Origin of the sequence: Bradyrhizobium sp. Rc3b (assembly GCF_900114915.1) — a bacterium.
Classification (GTDB): domain Bacteria; phylum Pseudomonadota; class Alphaproteobacteria; order Rhizobiales; family Xanthobacteraceae; genus Bradyrhizobium.
Genome location: NZ_FOUS01000001.1, coordinates 690220 through 705796 on the forward strand (window position 1 = coordinate 690220; position 15577 = coordinate 705796).

The following is a 15577-nucleotide window of genomic DNA, read 5'->3' on the forward strand; positions in this document are numbered from 1 at the left end:
CTGCTTGGAGGCGGCCGGCGTGAAGACCGAAGCGCGCGGTGCGCGCATCTATGTCGACGACATATGCCATGACATTCTGACTATAGTGATTCATTTCGCCAGCAACATTGCGGCTAAACCGCACAGTCGCGAGCGATCGAATCGCTGCAACGGCCATAATTCGACGGTGATATGAGCTTCAGTTTTGGCACTGGCCTTTCACCGCAGCCCCTGCTCGTCGATCAGGATGCGGTGGATCTCGATGCGCTCCGGCAGCTCGATCAGGAATTCCGCGTCGCGCGCGAGATGATGGACCTTGGTCGGCTCGCCCTTGGTGAAGGCCGTCATGTCCTTGATGTCCGCCCAATAGGAAATGGTCGTGAACCACGTCTCCTCATCGCGGTCTTCGCGCAATTGCTGCACACCGAGCGCGGTCTTGAGCAGCGGCGGAATGCCCTCGGACTGCAGATAGGCTTGGTAGGCATCGGCAAGATCGCGGCGGGTGCGACCGCGCCAGATGCGAGCTATGGTCGGCTTGGTCGGCATGGTGGACTCCTTCCGGGCGAAACGCCGTGCTTCGCAGTCCCGTTCCATGCGCCTCCCTGTCGCTGCCGGCAGCGGAACCTGTGCCGGCTGCTGACGGTCCCGTCTCGGAATTCCCCATCATTGATCTGAAGCAATGATGATCCCGACCACCAATGCTAGAACGACTCGCAAGTTGCGACTCAGGGCTTCCCAGCCGGTCGCGACAATCGCAGCGCGTGCTGGAATCTGAGGGCTCAATGGGACGACTACTGAATATCGTGACGCCGCTGCATACGGCGACCAAGCGCGACTACATGGGCCGCATGAACGACGACAAGATCGGCTGCTCGCTGAAAGCGCGGGAATACGAGGCCGACTATTGGGATGGCGACCGCCGCTTCGGCTATGGCGGCTATCGCTTCATCGAGGGGCGCTGGGCGCCGGTCGCCAAGGCGCTGATCGAGACCTATGGCCTGAAGGATGGCTCGAGCGTGCTCGACGTCGGCTGCGGCAAGGGCTTCCTGCTGTACGAGATGCAGAAGATCCTGCCGGGCTTGAAGGTCGTCGGCTTCGATATTTCCAAGCACGGCCTCGAAAATGCGCACGAGCAGGTGAAGCCGTACCTCTTCAATTACCGTGCCCAGGACATCTATCCCTATGGCGACGACAGTTTCGATCTCGTCATCTCGCTCGGCACGCTGCACAATCTCCGGCTCTATGAGCTCGAAGCGGCGCTCAAGGAGGTCGAGCGGGTCGGCAAGAACAAATACGTCATGGTCGAGGGCTACCGGAACGTCGCCGAGTTGCACAACCTCGAATGCTGGGCGCTGACGGCGGAGTCCATCCTGCACACGTCAGAATGGATCTGGCTCTACGGCAAGCTCGGTTACACCGGCGATTACGAATTCATCTATTTCGAGTGATCGGGCGCGCCTCATGGATATCAAGACCGCCAAGGCGGCCATTCTCGTCGAATCCGGCAAGCCGCTGATCGTCGACGAGTTCACCTTGCCCGATAGGCTCGAACACGGCCAGGTGCTCGCGCATGTGCACACGTCGAGCATCTGTGGTGCGCAGATCAACGAGATCGACGCCGTCAAGGGCGTCGACAAGTTCCTGCCGCATCTTCTGGGGCACGAAGCGCTGGCAACGATCATCGAAACCGGACCCGGCGTCGTCTCCTGCAAGCAGGGCGACACCGTCGTCATGCATTGGCGGCCCGGCAAGGGCATTCAGGCCAATACGCCGGCCTATTCCTGGCGCGGCAAGCGCCTCAATGCCGGCTGGGTCACCACCTTCAATGAATATGCCGTGGTCTCGGAGAACCGCGTCACGCCCGTTCCCGCTTCGATCGATCGTACAAGCGCGCCGCTGCTCGGCTGCGCGGTGACGACCGCGCTCGGCGTCGTCAACAACGACGCGCAAATCGCCATCGGCGAGGCGGTCGTCGTGTTCGGCGTCGGCGGCGTCGGGTTGAACATCGTGCAATTCGCCGCGATGGTCGGCGCCTATCCTGTCATTGCGATCGACCGCCTCGACAACAAGCTGGCGATGGCGAAGGATTTCGGCGCCACCCACATTATCAATTCCGAAGCGGTCAAGGATGTCGCTGCCGAGGTTCGCTCCATCACCGGCACTGAGGGACCCGACAAGGTCGTCGAGACCACCGGCGTCAAGAATCTGATCGAGCTCGCCTACGAGATCACGGCGAAGAAAGGCCGTTGCATCCTCGTCGGCGTTCCCCGCGAGAAGGCCGAGATCTACACGCTGCCGCTGCACTTCGAGAAAGTGCTGAAGGGCTCGGAAGGCGGGCAATGCCAGCCGGCGCGCGATATCCCACGTCTCGTTCGCCTGAGCGACGCCGGCAAGGTGAGCTACCGCGGGATCGTGACCCACGAGTTCGCGCTCGACGACGTCAACGACGCACTGGATTTGATGCGCAGCGGCACATCGGGGCGGATCCTGCTGAACATCAGCTAGGCCGCGGCGAAGGCGCCGACGGCACATCGACGCTGGCGCTGCAGCAGCCAGGCTGTGATCGCCATGTTCACGATATTCCAGGCGATGCCATTGACCAGCGCCGAAGCGTAGGAGCCGGTCCAGTCGTAGATCGCGCCGGCCATCCAGGCCCCCAGCGCCATGCCGGCGAGCGTGACCGAGATGGCGAGGCTGACGCGAAAGCCGGCCTCCCTTGCCGGGAACAGCTCACGGATGATCACCGCATAACTCGGCACGATGCCGCCCTGCGCCAGGCCGAAAATGGCGGACACGACGTAGAGCGAGACCAGCCCGTTGAACGGCAGATAGAGCGCGAGTGCCATGGCCTGCATCGCCGAGCCCAGCAGCAAGGTCGGCAGGCCGCCGATGAGGTTCAACACCCAGCCGAAGATCAGACGGCTCGCCACACCAAAGCCGAGCATCACCGCCAGCATTTCGGCGCCGCGCGCGGAGCCGTAGCCGAGGTCGCCGCAATAGGCGACCAAATGGACCTGCGGCATCGACATGGCGACGCAGCAGCACATGCCGGCCAGGGCCAGCAGGCCCTGGGTGACGCCCGGAGACAGGCCGATGGCCTGCATTGTGTTGCCGCAGCTCGCCGCTTGGTGCGCAACCTTGTGGAATACCGGTCGCCGCCGCAGAACCAGACAGAGCGGCAGCATCGTTGCGAGGCAGAACAGGCCGATGCCGATATGGGTCTGCCGCCAACCGTGCGCGGCGATGGCATGCTGGACGATGGGTGGCCAGATCATGCCGGCAAGAGAGCCGCCGGCCGTGGCCAGGGAAATCGCAAGGCCCCGGTGCCTGTCGAACCACAGCGATGCGTCGGCCACCAGGGGCGCGAAGCTCGCCGCGCCGCCGAGCCCGATCGTGACGCCTGAGATCGTCGCGAACACGGACAGGTTAGGGGCAAAGGCGGTCAGGACATAGCCGAGGCTCATCAGGATCGTGCCGCCGGTCAGTGGCGGCAGGATGCCGAAGCGATCCGCCAAGCGGCCGACGATGATGCCACCGATCATGAAGCCGATGATGGCGAGCGTGTAGGGCAGGGTCGCCTCCGCGCGAGGCGCATTGAAATCGGCCTGCAACGCCGGCAATGCCACGATCAGCGACCACATGCCAACGCAGCCCAATGCGCTGAGGGCGATGGAGGCGGTGAGGCGAATCCAGGAATACGATTTTTCGATCGACGGCATGTCAGGCACTGCGGCGGGTTTCCTGGGGCTGCATGGAGATCGGCCCTGGGGTATCGCTCGCCGTCAGCGGCGACAAAGCAGGATTTCTCTTTTGTCGAGCGAGCGAAACTCATGCATCCTCCCGGCCTTCCCGCATCGCCCGGAGCCGGCCATGACGTATCTGCTGCCGCCACTCAATGCCCTGCGCGCCTTCGAGGCCGCCGCCCGCCATCTCAGCTTCAAGCAGGCCGCTCACGAGCTGCACGTCACGGCCGGTGCGGTCAGCCAGCAAGTCCGCCTGCTGGAGGAACGGCTGGGGGTGCAGCTGTTCGAGCGACGGACACGGCAGATCATTCTGACCTCCGCCGGCGAAACCTATCTGGCGCGGGTCCGTGACGCCTTTCGTTGCCTTGCCGAGGCCACCGCCGAGCTCAAGCCCGAGGGCGTCACGAGCCTGCTGCATATCGGGCTCCACGCCAGTTTTGCCGTCGATGCGTTGCGGGCGCGCCTGGCGCAGTTCCGCCGGGCCCAGCCCCAGCTCGCCATTCGCATCAGTCAGCCGGCAGGGCTGCACGAGCTGCTCGAAGGCAAGGTCGACGTCGTGATCGCGGACAGGGTGCAACGCTGTCCCGGCTACAAATGCGAGCCCCTGGAGAGCGGCTTCCTGATCGGGCCGCTGGGCACTGCCGATTGTCCGGAGATCGAAACCGTGCGGTCCTGCCTGCTTGGCGATGTCGAGCGCGCGCGGCCGGCCACGCCGAGGGCGCCGCTGGCTGCCAGTCCGGCAGGGCCGGCACGCAGACCATCCAAGCCGTTCTTTTCCGCCTGAACGGGCCTGTTCTCAGGTTTTGCCATGACCGGCTTCGCGCGCCGGCCGTAACCGGCGGTTAACCATGGATATTTACGGTGTCGAAAGCCTCTGAACTGTGACTGTCAGTTGATTTCGAGTCGAGCCCATGGCGTTCGGTAGCCGCGCAACTCCGCGAAGTATCGCCCCGACGGAGCCTGCGGCTTCGTGGGAAGCGCCGCGGGCTGCGCGGACCAAACCTGACGGCGCCGCGCCGGCGCTGATCAAGGGATCGCTGACCGTCACCGGAGTGCTGTCTTTCCTGCGCGAGAACGGCCGGCGCATTCTGACGCTGGCGCTGGCGTTGTTCGCTCTCGGCGTCGTCGTTCTGATGATTCTGCCGGTCCGGTACGCCGCGACGGCCCTGGTCGTGCTCGATCCCCGGGAGCTGCGCGTGACCTCGGATCAGGAGGTGCTGCCGGGCATCGGCCAGGACGCCGCGGCGCTTCAGAGCCAGATCGAGATCGCCAAATCGGACGGCTTTCTCCGCCCCTTGATCGAGCAGCTCAAGATCGCCGATGACGATGATATCGCGGGCGGTCATACCGACATGACGCGCCTGCTCGAAAAATTCCGCAACCGCCTCGAGATCACACGCCGCGGGCTCACCTACGTCATTGCGATTTCCTTCACTTCGAACCGCCCCGAGCGGGCCGCTTACTACGCCAACGCCATCGCCGAGGCGTTCGTTGCCAGCCAGGGCCGCGTCCGCACCGAGGCCACGGACGAGGCGGCCGACTGGCTCAAGAACCGGCTGAACACGTTGAACGAGCGGCTGCGCGCATCGGAAGACGCCGTCGCCGCCTTCAGGCTCGAGCACAAGATCCTCAATGCCGGCAAGGATTCGACCACGCAGCAATTGCGGGTGACCGATCTCAATCAGCAGGTCTCCGCCGCTCGTCTTCGCACCGAGGAAGCCAAGGCGCGCTACGAGCAGGTGCAGCGCGATCTCAAGGCCAATGTCGAAGGTCCCGTGAAGCAGGACCTGTTGAGCATGCTGCGTGCGCAGCGCTCGACCCTGAACGACCAGATTGCGCAAAAGAAGGCGGTGTACGGCGACCGCCATCCCGACCTCGCGATCTCCTACAGCCAGCTGGCCGATATCAACCGGCAGATCGAGGTCGAGCGGAAAAAGAACATCGACACGGCGAAGTCCGAATATGAGGCCCAGCTGGAGCAGCAGAACGCGCTGGAGAAGCAGCTCAAGGCGGTCGAGACGCAGATGCTGGTCGACGGCCAGGCGCTGGTGAAGCTGCAGGAGCTGCAACGGGACGCCGATGCCAACAGGAACATTTACGAGCAGTTCCTGTCGCGGTTCAAGACGACCAATGAGCAGCGTCAGCTGCAGAACTCCCAGACCAAGATCGCTTCGCCCGCCATTCCGCCGCTGCGCTCGACCCGTCCGCCGCTCGCTCTGCTGCTGGCGGCGCTGGCGATCGGATCGCTGCTGACATCGACCGCCGCCACTGCGGCGATGACGAGCATGTCCGGCGGGCCTGCGCCGGCCGAGGCTGCCGTGCACGCAGCGGCGCAGGATACGCAAGACGGGCAAGTCCAGCAGCAGCTCCAGCCGCAAGTCCAGCAGCCCGCCGCTGCCGCGCCCCGGCCCGAGGCGGTGCCGCGCCTTCCTGTCTGGGCCCGCATCCCCGATCTTTCGTCCGGAGCCGGGACCAACACCAACACCGTCTGGCAAAGACCGATCGCTGCCTCAGTGGAGCTCGATCTCGGCGCCTATCTGCGGCCTCTGCTCGAGCGGATCGATCGCGTGCCGGTGCGCGGTTGCAAGGTCGCCCTCGTGCTGTCGGTCGGCAAGAGCGCCGGCGGCAACACCGTTGCGCGTTCGCTCAATCGCGCCGCCGTGAACAGCGGCATGATGAGCGTATTGATCCGGCTGCAGGGCGAATTCGCAGGTCACCAGCCGCCGGTGACCGAATGGAACGACGGCTCGACCACGGCAGGACTCCAGTCGATCGACGAGCTCCTCAGTGCCGGCCGAAAGGCCGATGCGAGGCCCGAGGACGATATTCGTTCGGAGTTCGATCTGATCATCGTCCATGCCGGCAATCTCGCCTTGCAGCCCGACGCCATCGCGCTGGCGGCGCATGCGGACCTGATCGTCCTGGTGACGCGCGCCGGCGAGCTCGGTTCGGCGGCGATGCGCCGGGTGACCGCCGCGCTGTCGAGGTATGAGACCGTGCCGACGGGTTTGGTCGTCAATCACGCGCCTGCGGGCTCGACGGCGCCGCACCCCGAGGGCGGCGCATTGGGCCTTGCGGTTTGACGGTGAAAGCGGCGCGCCGTCGTCTGCTGACTGCTGCGATGCTGCTGTCGATCTCGTTCGGAGCGCCGGCCTTCGCCGACACTTGCGTGCCCGTGCCGCAGACGGTGGCGCCGGCGAGGCTCGCCGCACTGTCGCGCGGCTTCAATGCCGACGGCTGGATCAACGGCGAGGTGCCAAGCCGCGAGTTGCTGCAGCAACTGCGCAGCGCTGGAATGACTCACGTCCGGCTGCCGGTGCCGGCCGAGCGCGTGATGCCCCGGTTCGCTGAGAAGGCCGAACGCGACGAGACGCTGCGCGCGCTCGAGAAGGCGCTGAAGCAGCTCACCGCGCTCGGCTATGCCACGTCCGTCGATCTTCATCCCGGCGAGCGCTTCAATCGCCTGCACAAGGAAGATCAGGACGCGGCGCTGCGTGAGATGCAGGACGCCTGGGGCAGCCTCGCGGGAGTCATTCGCTCCTATCCGGCCGATCGCGTCTTCGCCGAGCTGCTCAACGAGCCCGATATCGACGCTGACACATGGCAAAGGCAGGTCGATACGCTCGCCGGCTTCGTCCGCAAATTGCTTCCCGCCACCACTCTCATTGTCGGCCCCGTCAACTGGCAGCGCGCGGACTCGCTGCCGCGGTTTCGTCCGCTGGACGATCCCGACATCGTCTATGCCATCCACTTCTATGATCCCATGGTGTTCACCCATCAGGGTCACTGGGATGCGCAGGATCCGCTGCACGACATCATGGATCTGCCTTATCCGATCAACGCCGGCGATCCCAAAGTGCAGGCGCTGCGCCAGGATCTGCAGGCGAGGGGCGCGACCAAGGCGCTCGGCATGCTCGACACTGCAATTGCCGCCGCCAAGGACAAGCCAGGCGCCGATCGCTGGCTCGCGCCCGCGCTCGCATGGCAGCAGCAGTTCAAGCGGCCGATCATCGTCAACGAGTTCGGCGTGCTGAAAGCCGGTGCGCCCAGACAAAGCCGGTTGCGCTGGCTGGCGGACGTCACCGCTTATGCCAGGGAGCATTGCTGGGGCTGGACGCATTGGGAGCTGGCGCAAGGCTTTGGCCTCGTCGATCGCAGCACGGGCAAGCCCGATCCCGACGTGATGCGGGCGCTGCTTGGCGGCGCGCCCCGGCGCGCCCGGCGCTGACATCGCACGGGTTCGCTATCGTTAACGAATCCTTACACATCGCCCCGCTATCGTGCTCGACGCGCGCTGCCAAAGGACGATTGATGGGTGCCGGGGACTTGACCCAGGTTCAGACCGTGCCGGCCGAGCCATCGCCGCCGGCCTGGCGCGAGCTGGTTCCGACCCTCTGCATCGCCGTGGCAGCGATCGGCTTTGCTCCGGTCCTGCATTTGGCCTATCCGGCCCTGGCCATCGTGGTCGAGGTCCTCATCGGCATCGCTATCGTGCTGGCGGTCCCGACCTATGCGCCGGCCATCGCGATCTTCGTCCTGTTCTTCCAGAACCTGTTCGTCTCGATCCTGTCGCCGCTGGTCCCGCTGCCGTCCGATCTCGATTTCATCAAGGGCTACAATTTCCTCGTCTGCTCAGTGATGTGGCTGGCGACGTTCGGCCTTTACGCGCTGGGCCAGAGGAAACAATCGGCCGAGGTGAACCAGATCATGCGCTGGGGTGTCGTCACCCTCGCCGTGGTGTCGCTGTATTTCGCGATCGGCTTCATCCAGGACGGACAGCCGGCGGCGGTCTATCTGCGCAATATCGTGCTGCCGCTGTTCCTGTTCCAGCTCTCGCTTCTGACGGCCGCGACCTATGAGGTGCGCATCACGCCGTTCCTGGTGATGCTCGCGGTCATCCTTCTGCTGTGTGGCTATGTCGAGCTCGTCTTCCGCGATCTCTGGCTGGCCATCACCAACAGCTATACGTTCTGGGGTTTCGACGAGCTCAAGGCGACCCATTCGGGTGTCTGGGAAGCCCAGATGCGGGCCACCGGTAACGTGCCCGTCGACCTCAAGGACCGCTTCAGCTTCGATTTTCTGAACACGCCCTTGCTCGAAGGGTTCGGCCTGTCGAAGATGCTGCGCATCAATGGTCCGAACATGCATCCGATCAGCTTCGCTTACGGCGTCGGCTTTCTCGCCCTGTTCCTGTTCTCGGTGGGACGACCGCTGCTGGCCCTCGCAGCATTGCCGCTGCTGATCTTTTGTAGCGTGAAGGGCGCGCTCATCGTGGTGATCTTCGTGGTCGCGGCCTGGATCGCGACCCGTCTGATCGGCGCCGTGGTGACGTTGTTGCTCGGCTTCCTCGGCATGGCCGCCTTCGCGGTTCTGGCGATCCGCCTCGGGCTGCAGATCGGCGACTATCACGTCATTGGACTGATGGGTGGTTTGGACGGCTTCGTGCAGAGACCTTTCGGCCGGGGCCTCGGCATTGGTGGCAATTTGTCGGAGAGCTATTTCTCCATCGACTGGAGTGCCGCACAGGCGGCCGGGACGATCGACGGCGCCGTCGAGAGCGCGATCGGCGTGCTCTTGTACCAGATGGGCGTTGGCGCCTTCGTGCTGCTGGCCTTCTATTTCGCGATGGCGCTTAGGGCATGGCGCCTCTACGCCTCATCGGGCTATCTGACGCAGGGTCTCGCCGGCTTCGGCGTCATGGTCGTGCTGCTCAACGGATTGTTCCAGGAAGAGGCCTTGTTCGCGCCACTCGCGCTCGGGCTCATGCTCTCGCTCACGGGCCTCGTCATCGGCAGTCATGTGAGAATGCAGAGTGCCGCCAGCGAGCAGGCGGAGTTGAGGCACCTCACGCGCTACCAGCCCGTGGCGTAGCTCAGCGCCAGGCGCCCACACCTGAACGCTCTGACGCAGGAACTTCCGATTTTTCCCGGCGTTGGTCCCGTGTGTCGCATGAGCGGCCGGTCCGCACGATGAAGAATTTCTCCAACGCTGAATTTTCACCCGGGGTGATCGCGATCATGACGAGCGCCCTGGAAGCCGCGGTTGCGAGCCTGCCGGAGCCGGTGCAAGCGTCGCACGTCAACATGCTCGCCGAATCCATCCTGCGCACGGCCGGCGCGGGCGAGCGCAACGTCGCCGACCTGCAAAGGATCGCCTTGATGGAGCTGCAACTGATGCCGCGCGAGTGATGAGGCGGACATGAGGACGACCTCTGTTGCGATTGTCGCGATGCTTGCCACTCTGTCTGCCGCCCAAGCAGACAGCTGGACGACTTACCGCATCGCCGAGACCGGGACCTCGGTGGACATTCCCGCTTCGCTCTTCAAGGAGATGGCCGGCAAGCCCGATGGCTACGGCCAGCAATTTCGCACCTCCGACGGCAGGGCCGATCTCACCGTACAGGCCGTTTCCAACGGCCAAGGTCTTTCGCCGGCTGCATTCCTGGCCAGGAAGAGTCCGCCGTCCGGCATCATCTACAAGCGTGTTGCCGCGAAGTTCTTCGTGGTCTCCAGCATCAAGCGCGACAAGATTTGGTACGACCGCTGCAACTTTGCGCGCGGCTATGTGCACTGCGTGCTTATCAATTATCCCGCGGCCGAAAAACGGCAATGGGACCGCGTCGTCACACGGATCAGCCACAGCCTGAGCGCCGACTAGACGGGGCGCCATAAAAACCTGCCCGAACTCACTCAGGCACCAGATTGCGAGCCTGGCGCTAGGTGATTGACGTTTGTGCAGGCGACCATGGCCGGGCTTCGCGCCATGGGCTGTGCCGAACGTGCAGGTGAATCGGTCACGCCAGGAGCACGATTGCCTCGCCCGGCATCATCGAACTGTCATCGCCTTGTCATTCGCGCTCTACTGATCGCTGCTCCTTTCGCCGCGCATCGTGGAGACTGACATGCATCTGACCAAATCCATTTCGTCCGACCGCCGGTCGATCCTCAAGGGCCTCGCGGCCGCAGCCATGGCGCCGATTGCTGCGCCGGCGATGGCGGCCGAGGGCCTTCCGGCGCAGCCGGCTGGTTCGGCCGCCGCGATCGCCGCCGACAAGGCCTATTGGGCGGCAGTGAAGGGGCTCTACGCCGTGACGCCCGATGTCGTCAATTTCGAGAACGGCTATTGGGGCATCATGGCCGAGCCGGTGCGGCGCGAGTTCATCCGCCAGTCCGACATGATCAACTTTCAGAACACCTATTACGCGCGGCAGCGCGCGGGTGCGGATTTCGAGGCGGTGCGCGCCAAGGTGGCGGAGGCGGTCGGCGCGGCGACCGAGGAGATCGCACTCACCCGCGGTGCGACCGAAGCGCTGCAGCTCCTGATCGGCGGCTACAACAGGCTGAAGCCAGGTGATGCCGTGCTCTATGCCGATCTCGACTATGATTCGATGCAGTATGCGATGAACGCGCTGAAGGGGCGCCGCGGCGTCGACGTGGTCAAGTTCGACGTGCCGGAGCCCGCCACCCGCCAGGCGGTGCTCGACGCCTATGCCCGCGCCATCGAGGCGAACCCGAAGACGCGACTTCTGCTCCTGACCCATGTCAGCCACCGCACCGGCTTCGTCATGCCGATCGCCGAGATCGCCCGCATGGCGAAGGCCAAGGGCATCGACACCATCGTCGACGCCGCGCATTCCTGGGGGCAGATCGACTTCCGGGTCGGTGAACTCGAGGCCGATTTCGTCGGCTTCAATCTGCACAAATGGATCGGCGCGCCGCTCGGCGTGGGCTTCCTCTACATCAGGAAGGACCGCCTCGCCGCCATCGACCGCGACATGGGTGACGAGGATTTTGCGGAGGCCGATATCCGCTCGCGGGTTCACACCGGCACAGTCAATTTCGCCACGGTGCTGACGGTGCCGACGGCCGTGGCGTTGCATCAGCAGATCGGCGCCGCGGCAAAGCAGGCCCGCTTGCGCCATTTGCGCGACTATTGGGTGAGCCGCGCCCGCGGATTCAAGGACATCGAGATCCTGACGCCGGACGAAGTCGGCTCATACGGCGCGATCACGTCGTTCCGTCTCACCGGCAAGACCAGCAAGGCCGACAACGAGGCCATCGTGGTGAAGCTGCGGGACAGCCACAAGGTCATGACGGTGCGCCGGGCCGGCGTCGCCAGGGGCCAATGCATCCGCGTGACGCCGTCGCTCTTTACCGATGAGGCCGATCTCGATCGCCTCGTCGAGGCACTGGCGGTGATCACGGGGACGAAGACGGGGTAAGGCCGGGCGGGGCGCGGTCGCTCGTGTGTCAGCTGCGCTTGGCTGATTGGATCAGGTCCCAGCGGTTGCCATAGAGATCCTCGAAAACCGCCACCACGCCATGGGCCTCATGCCGTGGCGCCTCGACGAAGCGCACGCCGGCGGCGATCATGCGCGCATGATCGCGCTCGAAATCATCCGTCTCCAGGAACAGGAAGACGCGTCCGCCGGTCTGGTCGCCGATGCGTGCCATCTGCGCCGGACCGTCCGCCCGCGCCAGGAGCAAGCTGGAGCCAAAATTGCCCCGCGGCCGCACCACCACCCAGCGCTTGCCGCCACCGAGCGGCGTGTCCTCGCAAAGCTCGTAATTCAGCGCGCGCGTGAAGAAGGCAATCGCTTCATCATAGTCAGCGACCACGAGAGTGACGAGGGACAGATGCTGATTCATCACGCAACCTGGTGGATGGCGGGAAGCTCGCTGTCAGGAAGACAAGGGTAGCATCGCATTGGCCCGGCCGGTGTAGCCCTCATGCGCCAAGCATCACGCACTTGCAATCAAAAATTGTGTTGATAGGATTTGCGCCAAACTTCAGGGCGGGGGGCAGAATGAAGAATTCCTATCAGGTCACGGGCACCAATGCGAACGCGCCATTCACCCTGAAGATTCATCGCGGCGACGGGATGTTGCTGCTCGCGATGAATTGGCGGCAGGGCAAGCCACCGCGCGATTTCGTCGGCTTTGCAATCGAGTACAAGGAGCCGAAGCAAGATCGGTTTTGGCCGGTGCCCAACCGCATCGGCTTTCCGGGTCAGCGCAAGAAGCCGAGCGACCCGATGCTCCCGAGTACGATTGCGCCGATTCAAAAATTCCGCTGGGTGCATTTCCCCTGGCACGCCGACAAGGACGGACAATTTCTCTATCGCGTGACACCCATGTTCATGGACAAGTTGGGAACGCTCAGTCGAGGCGAACCGCAGGAAGCCTCGATCGCCCTGATGCGCGAGACATTACCGGGCAAGCTGAATGTTGCTTTCACGCGCGGTTATGTGTCCTCGCAATCCTTTGTTGAGAAGTTCGCGCCCGACCGCAAGCTCGGCAGCCTCATTCCAGATGATGCAAAGGATGGTTTGACCTTCAAGCCCACGAACAAGAAGGCCGAGGAAGCCTATAAGTGGATGGGCTTCGAAGCGCGTGCGTCGATCCTCGACGTGCTGGATGAGGCGATCGCCGCCAAGGCCAATGTTCGCGTCATCGCTTATGACTTCAACATGCCCGAAATCCTGACCCGTCTCGAAAAGCTCGGAAAAAGGCTGAAGGTCATCATCGACGATTCGACGGCCAAGGGCGGCGGGCACAAAGCCAAGGATTCGCCCGAGAGCGTCGCTGAGAAGCGCTTACGCAAATCGGCCGGGGCTGACAACGTCAAGCGCCAGCATATGGCGAACCTGCAGCACCATAAATCCATCGCGGTTTCCGGCAAGGGAGTGCATAAGGTCGTGTACGGCTCCACGAACATGAGCTGGCGCGGGTTCTATGTGCAGTCGAACAATGCGGTTATTGTCAACAGCAAGAATGCTGTCGACGATTACTTCAAGGTTTTCGATAGCTATTTTTCGGCGGAAGCCGCCGGCGACTTTCGCGACTCCGAGGTGGCGACGGGTTGGCGCGATCTGGGAGTGAGCGGACTCGGCGGAAAGGTCGCTTTTTCGCCGCATACCGAGGAGAACGGGCTCCTGGCCGTGGTGGGCAAGGACATAGCCAAGGCGAAATCCAGTGTTCTTTTTTCTTTGGCGTTCCTGGGTCAGATGAAAAATGGACCGATCGGTCCTGCCCTAGGTCGCGCCATCAAGAGCAAGACGGTGTTCGCGCTTGGCATCGCCGATGCGCGCGTGAAGGAAGGGAATTTGGGCGTCACCGTATTGACGGCCGACAACAAGAAGCGCGTCGTTCGTTCGTCGGCGCTGACCGGCAATGTGCCGGCTCCGTTCAGTACGGAACCGTCAGGACTTGCCGGCAGCGACGGTCAGCACCGGGGTACTCGGATGCATCACAAATTCGTCGTGCTCGATTTCGATACCGACGATGCACGCGTTTATCTGGGCTCATACAATTTCTCTGAGTCCGCCGATACTGACAATGGCGAGAACCTGTTGCTGATCAAGGATCGCACGGTCGCGACCAGCTACATGATTGAAGCATTGCGCATCTACGATCACTATCGTTTCCGCTCCGCCCGCGAGGACGCAAAGGGCAAGAGCAAAAAGGTGCTCGAGCTTCAGTTGCCGCCCAAAAAGGCTTCAGAGAAGGCGTGGTGGCAGAAGGATTGGGACGATCCGATCAGCAGGAGAGACCGGGAGCTATTTGCCTAAAGCATGATCCGGGAAAGTACGCAGCGGCCTTCCGAAAAGATCATGCTTAAACAGCAACCTAAAGCGCGATGACGCTTCATCCTGATGGCATCGCGCTTTAGCGCTCGGAATCCAGGCCAATGTGGCGCCAAGGTGGACCACTCGCTCACCGCCACCCCAGCGCCGGTGCGACGTGCTTCAGGATCGCCTCGATCGCATGCGCGCAGTAATCGACCCCTAACTGGTTCGGGATCGTCAACAGCAGCGTGTCCGCCTCCGCGATCGCCTCGTCCTGGCGTAGCTGCTCGATCAGCGCATCGGGCTCGGCGGCATAACTCCGGCCGAAGATCGCCCGTGTCTGCGGGTCGATGAAGCCGATCTGGTCCTCGCCTTCGCCGCCCCGGCCGAAATAGGCGCGATCGCGATCGTCGATCAGCGCAAAGATGCTGCGGCTGACGGACACGCGGGGCTCGCGGGCGTGGCCGGCCTCTTTCCACGCCGCGCGATAGGCGCGGATCTGCGCGGCCTGCTGCACGTGGAAGGCTTCGCCGGTCTCGTCGTTCTTCAGCGTCGAGCTCTGCAGATTCATGCCGAGCTTTGCCGCCCACACCGCGGTGGCGTTGGAGCCGGCGCCCCACCAGATCCGCTCGCGCAGGCCTTGCGCGTGCGGCTCGATGCGCAAGAGGCCCGGCGGATTGGGAAACATCGGCTGCGGATTGGGCTCGGCAAAGCCTTCGCCCCGGAGCAGGTCGAGAAACACCTCCGCATGGCGCCGGCCCATGTCCGCATCGCTCTGGCCCTCGGCCGGGCGATAACCAAAATAGCGCCAGCCGTCGATCACCTGCTCGGGCGAGCCGCGGCTGATGCCGAGCTGCAGCCGGCCGCCGGCGATGAGATCGGCGCTTCCGGCGTCCTCCACCATGTAGAGGGGGTTCTCGTAGCGCATGTCGATCACGGCCGTGCCGATCTCGATTGTGCTGGTTCTGGCGCCGACCGCCGCGAGCAGCGGAAACGGCGAGGCGAGCTGGCGCGCGAAATGATGCACGCGGAAATAGGCGCCGTCGGCCCCTAACTGCTCGGCCGCGACCGCAAGCTCGATCGATTGCAGCAGCGTGTCCGCCGCCGAGCGGGTCTGCGATTGCGGTGAGGGGGTCCAGTGTCCGAAGGAGAGGAAGCCGATCTTTTTCATGAGGGCTAGGTATGCATGACCGGAAGAATTTGCGAGACGTTGGCCGAGGGAAAAGTGGCGGCAAGGCGTGTGCCCGTAAGTGCCTCCAGGAGGAAGCAGGCCCGGGTTCGCACCACG

14 protein-coding genes are annotated in these 15577 nt (G+C 63.8%); 10 read left to right on the forward strand and 4 right to left on the reverse strand.

Annotation, left to right across the window (positions count from 1 at the left end; all coding sequences use genetic code 11):
- Positions 1-198 precede the first annotated feature (198 nt).
- A complete protein-coding gene (locus BM190_RS03220; RefSeq protein ID WP_092251804.1) occupies positions 199-525 on the reverse strand; it encodes a hypothetical protein in 327 nt (108 codons plus the stop codon).
- 236 nt (positions 526-761) lie between these two features.
- Between BM190_RS03220 and BM190_RS03225 the strand changes: the two genes are divergently transcribed.
- The gene (locus BM190_RS03225; protein ID WP_177236872.1) at positions 762-1427 is read left to right on the forward strand and encodes a class I SAM-dependent methyltransferase; all 666 of its coding nucleotides are present in this window, start codon (positions 762-764) and stop codon (positions 1425-1427) included.
- Positions 1428-1440: 13 nt separating this feature from the next.
- Positions 1441-2484: a zinc-binding dehydrogenase gene (locus tag BM190_RS03230; RefSeq protein ID WP_092251808.1), complete on the forward strand. Its 1044-nt coding sequence runs from the start codon at positions 1441-1443 to the stop codon at positions 2482-2484.
- Here BM190_RS03230 and BM190_RS03235 read toward each other — a convergent pair.
- Complete coding sequence (locus BM190_RS03235) at positions 2481-3707, reverse strand: MFS transporter (protein ID WP_092251810.1); 1227 nt, start codon at positions 3705-3707, stop codon at positions 2481-2483. The two genes, BM190_RS03230 and BM190_RS03235, sit on opposite strands and share 4 nt — an antisense overlap.
- Before the next feature lie 142 nt (positions 3708-3849).
- On the opposite strand from BM190_RS03235, the gene BM190_RS41580 reads away from it, so the two are divergent.
- From BM190_RS41580 to BM190_RS03270, 7 genes are all read left to right on the forward strand, one after another.
- A complete protein-coding gene (locus BM190_RS41580) occupies positions 3850-4506 on the forward strand; it encodes a LysR family transcriptional regulator (protein WP_092251812.1) in 657 nt (218 codons plus the stop codon).
- 127 nt (positions 4507-4633) lie between these two features.
- Positions 4634-6805, forward strand: a complete 2172-nt coding sequence (locus BM190_RS03245) for an exopolysaccharide transport family protein (protein WP_092251814.1) — start codon at positions 4634-4636, stop codon at positions 6803-6805.
- Positions 6806-6843: 38 nt separating this feature from the next.
- Positions 6844-7950, forward strand: a complete 1107-nt coding sequence (locus BM190_RS03250; protein WP_092251999.1) for a glycoside hydrolase family 5 protein — start codon at positions 6844-6846, stop codon at positions 7948-7950.
- 98 nt (positions 7951-8048) lie between these two features.
- A complete protein-coding gene (locus tag BM190_RS03255) occupies positions 8049-9593 on the forward strand; it encodes a hypothetical protein (protein WP_244550572.1) in 1545 nt (514 codons plus the stop codon).
- Positions 9594-9739: 146 nt separating this feature from the next.
- On the forward strand, positions 9740-9910 hold the full coding sequence (locus BM190_RS03260; protein WP_409362465.1) for a hypothetical protein: 171 nt from the start codon (positions 9740-9742) through the stop codon (positions 9908-9910).
- Between the two features lie 10 nt (positions 9911-9920).
- Positions 9921-10379 (forward strand): hypothetical protein, encoded by a 459-nt coding sequence (locus BM190_RS03265; RefSeq protein ID WP_092251816.1) that lies wholly within the window; start codon positions 9921-9923, stop codon positions 10377-10379.
- A gap of 244 nt (positions 10380-10623) precedes the next feature.
- Complete coding sequence (locus BM190_RS03270; protein WP_092251818.1) at positions 10624-11943, forward strand: aminotransferase class V-fold PLP-dependent enzyme; 1320 nt, start codon at positions 10624-10626, stop codon at positions 11941-11943.
- Between the two features lie 28 nt (positions 11944-11971).
- Here BM190_RS03270 and BM190_RS03275 read toward each other — a convergent pair whose 3' ends face one another.
- Complete coding sequence (locus BM190_RS03275; RefSeq protein WP_092251820.1) at positions 11972-12370, reverse strand: VOC family protein; 399 nt, start codon at positions 12368-12370, stop codon at positions 11972-11974.
- A 158-nt stretch (positions 12371-12528) separates the two neighbouring features.
- On the opposite strand from BM190_RS03275, the gene BM190_RS03280 reads away from it, so the two are divergent.
- On the forward strand, positions 12529-14292 hold the full coding sequence (locus BM190_RS03280; RefSeq protein WP_092251822.1) for a phospholipase D-like domain-containing protein: 1764 nt from the start codon (positions 12529-12531) through the stop codon (positions 14290-14292).
- Positions 14293-14437: 145 nt separating this feature from the next.
- Here BM190_RS03280 and BM190_RS03285 read toward each other — a convergent pair whose 3' ends face one another.
- Positions 14438-15460, reverse strand: coding sequence for an LLM class flavin-dependent oxidoreductase (locus BM190_RS03285; RefSeq protein WP_092251824.1), 1023 nt, complete (start codon positions 15458-15460; stop codon positions 14438-14440).
- Positions 15461-15577: the final 117 nt, after the last annotated feature.

Excerpts from the sequence above, each read along its gene's own strand:
- BM190_RS03220 (WP_092251804.1), bottom strand. The coding sequence starts at position 525 with ATGCCGACCAAGCCGACCATAGCTCGCATCTGGCGCGGTCGCACCCGC.
- BM190_RS03225 (WP_177236872.1), top strand. The coding sequence starts at position 762 with ATGGGACGACTACTGAATATCGTGACGCCGCTGCATACGGCGACCAAG.
- BM190_RS03230 (WP_092251808.1), top strand. The coding sequence starts at position 1,441 with ATGGATATCAAGACCGCCAAGGCGGCCATTCTCGTCGAATCCGGCAAG.
- BM190_RS41580 (WP_092251812.1), top strand. The coding sequence starts at position 3,850 with ATGACGTATCTGCTGCCGCCACTCAATGCCCTGCGCGCCTTCGAGGCC.
- BM190_RS03245 (WP_092251814.1), top strand. The coding sequence starts at position 4,634 with ATGGCGTTCGGTAGCCGCGCAACTCCGCGAAGTATCGCCCCGACGGAG.
- BM190_RS03250 (WP_092251999.1), top strand. The coding sequence starts at position 6,844 with ATGCTGCTGTCGATCTCGTTCGGAGCGCCGGCCTTCGCCGACACTTGC.
- BM190_RS03260 (WP_409362465.1), top strand. The coding sequence starts at position 9,740 with ATGACGAGCGCCCTGGAAGCCGCGGTTGCGAGCCTGCCGGAGCCGGTG.
- BM190_RS03265 (WP_092251816.1), top strand. The coding sequence starts at position 9,921 with ATGAGGACGACCTCTGTTGCGATTGTCGCGATGCTTGCCACTCTGTCT.
- BM190_RS03270 (WP_092251818.1), top strand. The coding sequence starts at position 10,624 with ATGCATCTGACCAAATCCATTTCGTCCGACCGCCGGTCGATCCTCAAG.
- BM190_RS03275 (WP_092251820.1), bottom strand. The coding sequence starts at position 12,370 with ATGAATCAGCATCTGTCCCTCGTCACTCTCGTGGTCGCTGACTATGAT.
- BM190_RS03280 (WP_092251822.1), top strand. The coding sequence starts at position 12,529 with ATGAAGAATTCCTATCAGGTCACGGGCACCAATGCGAACGCGCCATTC.
- BM190_RS03285 (WP_092251824.1), bottom strand. The coding sequence starts at position 15,460 with ATGAAAAAGATCGGCTTCCTCTCCTTCGGACACTGGACCCCCTCACCG.